Below are 4306 nucleotides of genomic sequence, written 5' to 3' on the forward strand. Positions count from 1 at the left end.
CTGGCGGGAGACGCGACGCTCTTGTATTACATGACCGAGGAAGCTGCCGAGGGCAGACGCGCTTTTTTGGAGAAGCGTCCTCCCAACTTTCGCCAGTTTCCCTGGCGGCCCTAGGGGGCAGCAAACGATAGGCTGGACTCAGTTCTTGGTCTTGGCCGATGGCTTCCCACCCTCCGAGGCTGCTTTTGGTCGATGGCCACTCCCTGGCCTACCGCTCTTTTTACGCCTTTGCCCATAGCCGCGAGGGGGGCTTGCGCACCTCCACTGGGATCCCGACCAGTGTCAGCTTTGGCTTTTTGAAATCGCTACTGGAGGTCTTGGAGAAATACCCCCCCACCCACATAGCTGTTGCCTTTGATACCCGGCAGCCCACCTTTCGCCACGAGGCCGATGAAACCTACAAAGCAGGCCGTCCGGAAACGCCGCCGGAGTTTATTGAGGATGTGGAAAACCTCAGGCAGGTGTTGGCGGCGCTGCGCATTCCGATTTTGGCAGTGCCCGGCTTTGAGGCTGACGATATTCTGGGTACACTCTGTAGGCTTGCCCCCCAAGAGTATCGGGTGCAGATCTTAAGCGGCGACCAGGATCTCTTTCAGTTGATTGACCCCGAGGGAAGAATTCGGGTTCTGCATCTCAACAGCAAAGATCGCGTCAGCGAATTTGGCCCCCAAGAGGTCAAAGAGAAATTGGGCATCTGGCCTTGGCAGGTGGTCGACTACAAAGCCCTCTGTGGTGACCCCTCCGACAACATTCCCGGCGTCAAGGGGATCGGCCCCAAGCGAGCGGCAGAGCTCTTGCAGCGCTACGGCAGCTTGGAGGAGATTTTCAACCATCTGGAGGAGATCCCTGGCAAAGTCCAGCAGTACCTCAAGGAAGGGATCACCGCAGCCCAGCACTCCCAATTTCTGGCTCGGATTCACTGTGATGTCCCCCTTTTGCCCGACTGGGAGAGCATGAGGCTGACCGGGTTTGACCCGGCGGAAGTGCTGCCGCTTTTGGAGAAACTAGAGTTTCGCAGTTTCATTGCTCAAGTGCGCAAGCTGCAAGCCACTTTGGGCGGGATCCCAGCCCAAGCCTCTGAAGCCAGGACAGGTTCAAAGAATGGCTCTGCCGACGACGAGGCCCTTTGGTTTGATTTTGCTGCACATCCCCCCCCTTCTCTGCCGCCGGTACGCATTGTGGATACCCCTGAGCAGTTGGAGCGGTTGCGGCAGGAGCTGTTGGCTTGCTCCGGGATCGTAGCCTGGGACACGGAAACCACGAGTCTAGATCCCCGCGACGCCCAACTGGTGGGGATTGGCTGCTGTTGGTCGGAGCGGGATGTTGCCTATTTGCCCATTGGCCACCGCCAGGGATCCAACTTGGACTGGAACCTAGTCAAACAGAGCCTACAGCCCATTTGGGAGGATCCCAGTCGCCCCAAAAGCCTGCAAAACTGCAAGTATGATCTCAGCATTTTTCGCGCTCATGGCATCCGCCTACAAGGGATCCAATTTGATCCCATGTTGGCTAGCTATGTGCTCAATCCAGAAGCTAGCCACAACTTGGCTGATTTGGCAGCTGCCTATCTAAATTTACCCACCACCAACTACGAAAAGCTGCTGGGTAAAGCAGAGTCCATTGCCGATCTGCCTATCCCCAAAGTGGCAGAATATTGCGGAACTGATGCCTACTGCGCCTATCGTTTGGTGCCCATCCTCACCGAAAAGCTACAGCAAACTGACCCACGCCTCTGGAATCTTTTTATCCAGGTGGAGCTGCCCTTGGCTCACGTTTTGGAAGAAATGGAGTGGGTCGGCATCCGCATCGACACTGAGTTTCTCAAGCAGTTTTCTCAGGAACTGGAGAAAGAGCTGCAGACTTTGGAGCAGAAAGCCTACGCCCAAGCAGGCGAGGTTTTTAACCTCAACTCTCCCAAGCAACTGGGATCCCTGCTTTTTGAAAAGCTAAAGCTAGATATCCGAAAAACTCGCAAGACAGCCACCGGCTACTCCACCGATGCTTCGGTTTTGGAGAAGCTGGAAGGAGATCACCCAGTTGTTGAAACGATTCTCCAGTACCGCACTCTGGCCAAGCTCAAATCCACCTATGTGGACGCGCTGCCAGCTCTGGTAAGACGCGATACGGGCAGGGTGCACACCAACTTCAACCAGACTGTTACCGCTACTGGCCGACTCAGCTCCTCTAACCCCAACCTACAAAACATCCCCATCCGCAGCGAGTTCAGCCGCCGCATTCGCCAGGCCTTCATTCCCCAGGAGGGGTGGCTATTGGCCTCGGCTGACTACTCGCAAATTGAGCTGCGCATCTTGGCCCACCTCAGCCAAGAGCCAACGCTCATCGAGGGCTTTCGCTCAGGGGAAGATGTGCACACCCTTACTGCTCGCTTGCTCTTTGAAAAACAAGAGGTAACTAGCGAAGAACGTCGCCTTGCCAAGACAATCAATTATGGAGTTATTTACGGCATGGGGGCGCAGCGTTTTGCCCGCACTGCTGGCGTATCTCTGGCAGAAGCCAAGGAATTTTTGCGGCGATTTAACGAGCGCTATGCCGGCGTTTTTGCCTATCTCCGCGCCACCCAAGCCTTTGTGGAAGAACATGGCTATGTGGAAACCATCTTGGGCCGCCGTCGCTATTTCCCCAATTTGTCTCAGCTGTCGGGCCATCGCAAGCAAGCTGAGCTGCGGGCTGCCGTGAACGCCCCCATTCAGGGATCCGCTTCAGACATCATCAAAGTGGCCATGGTTCGCCTGCAGGAAAAGCTGCAGAACTTTCGCTCGCGTTTGCTTTTGCAGGTTCACGACGAGCTGGTGTTTGAAGTAGAGCCCTCAGAATGGCAGGACTTACAGCCACTCATTCAAAGAGAAATGGAAGGGGCAGTGCCCCTCTCCATACCGCTGGTGGTGGATATCCAAATCGGCCACAACTGGAAGGAGGCCAACTGAAATGTTAAGCTATGTGAAAGCGTTCGTTCTCTCCCTATGGCTGTTGAGATCTACACATGGCGTTTTTGTCCCTTCTGCATTCGCGCCAAGCAGCTGCTAGACCGCAAGGGAGTCAAGTACATCGAATACGCCATTGATGGGGACGAGGCAGCGCGAGCGGAGATGGCCAAGCGGGCCAACGGGCGCCGGTCAGTGCCCCAGATTTTCATCAACAACCAGCACATCGGCGGTTGTGACGACCTCTACGCCCTTGATGCCCAGGGCAAGTTAGATCTGCTCCTGCAGCAGGCTACCTAGATCCGTCCCTTGCTCGGGGCCTCGGCTAGCTACTTGAGGCAGACGGATGCACGGGCAAGGAGACTCAGCCTAGACACTGCCCTGCTTAACCCGAGCGCGTGCTTGTTTCAGCATGGCAATCAGGGTGTGGTGGGCATCTTCGGAATCCTTGAGAGGGTGATCAAAGGAAATGCGCAGCGTTTGTACGGCTCCGTCAACCTCTACCTGCAAGTCCATCCCTTCCGAGTCGATAGCCTGCATGCGGGCCTGGGTCACCCCTTCCACCTGACCGAAGACTCTGGCATAGAGCGCTAGGGCATCGGCGTGGTCTTCGTTCATGTGCTTGCAGATGCGCTCGCTAACCTGAGGGGTGAGAGGGTCGGCCATAGAAGTGAGAGTTGCAAAAGGGATGTCCAGGTTTTAGTCTAGCGGACTCTTGGCTCAAACGAATCTTTTCACAGGCAAGGCCCAGCAGCTGAAACCAGACGGGGGTGGACATGCAGCTTTACGAGCGTGACTTCTATGCCTGGACCCAGGAGCAGGCGACGCTGCTGAGATCGGGCCGACTGGAGCAGCTAGATACTGAGCACTTGGCAGAGGAAATCGAGGCTTTGGGCAGACAGGAGCGCCGCGAATTGGTCAATCGACTGGGGATCCTGCTGGGACACCTCCTCAAGTGGCAGTTTCAGCCCCAGCTTCGCGGTAAAAGCTGGCAGGCTACGATCATCGAACAGCGGCAGGATATCCAGGAACTCATTGCGGAGAGTCCCAGCCTCAAATCTTATCTAGCTGAAGCGATGGAGAAGGCCTATCGCAAAGGACTGCTCCTGGTGGTGAGAGAAACGCCCCTCTCTCTACAGGATTTGCCTGATCAGTGTCCCTACACGTTTGAGCAAGTGATGGATCCCAGCTTTTACCCTGAAAAATAGGAGTGAGTATGCAGCTTTACGAGCGCGACTTCTATGCCTGGACCCAGGAGCAGGCGGCACTGCTGAGGTCGGGGCAGTTGGAGCGACTGGACAGAGTTCATTTGGCAGAGGAAATTGAGGCTTTGGGCAGGCAGGAGCGCCGGGAACTGGTCAATC

Annotated in this window: 5 protein-coding genes and 1 pseudogene; 5 read left to right on the forward strand and 1 reads right to left on the reverse strand. The window is 55.9% G+C overall.

The genetic code is table 11. From position 1 onward, the window contains the following. From NW860_RS03860 to grxC, 3 genes and pseudogenes are all read left to right on the forward strand, one after another. Positions 1–114: pseudogene (locus tag NW860_RS03860) on the forward strand (1,4-dihydroxy-2-naphthoyl-CoA synthase); the annotation flags it as partial. Between the two features lie 44 nt (positions 115–158). Then, positions 159–2945, forward strand: coding sequence for a DNA polymerase I (gene polA / locus NW860_RS03865; protein ID WP_414512505.1), 2787 nt, complete (start codon positions 159–161; stop codon positions 2943–2945). Positions 2946–2981: 36 nt separating this feature from the next. After that, on the forward strand, positions 2982–3242 hold the full coding sequence (grxC, locus tag NW860_RS03870; protein ID WP_414395315.1) for a glutaredoxin 3: 261 nt from the start codon (positions 2982–2984) through the stop codon (positions 3240–3242). A 69-nt stretch (positions 3243–3311) separates the two neighbouring features. Here the strand turns inward: grxC and NW860_RS03875 are convergent, their stop codons facing one another. Then, positions 3312–3608, reverse strand: coding sequence for a DUF2470 domain-containing protein (locus tag NW860_RS03875; protein ID WP_414395313.1), 297 nt, complete (start codon positions 3606–3608; stop codon positions 3312–3314). Positions 3609–3718: 110 nt separating this feature from the next. On the opposite strand from NW860_RS03875, the gene NW860_RS03880 reads away from it, so the two are divergent. Beyond that, entirely contained in the window at positions 3719–4150 is a 432-nt protein-coding gene (locus NW860_RS03880) for a DUF29 domain-containing protein (protein ID WP_414405078.1), read from the forward strand. Positions 4151–4158: 8 nt separating this feature from the next. Further along, the coding region (locus NW860_RS03885; protein ID WP_414512616.1) for a DUF29 family protein at positions 4159–4306 on the forward strand (148 nt) is incomplete at its 3' end.

It is taken from the genome of Synechococcus sp. F70.1, from assembly GCF_047502745.1.
Taxonomy (GTDB): Bacteria; Cyanobacteriota; Cyanobacteriia; order Thermostichales; family Thermostichaceae; genus Thermostichus.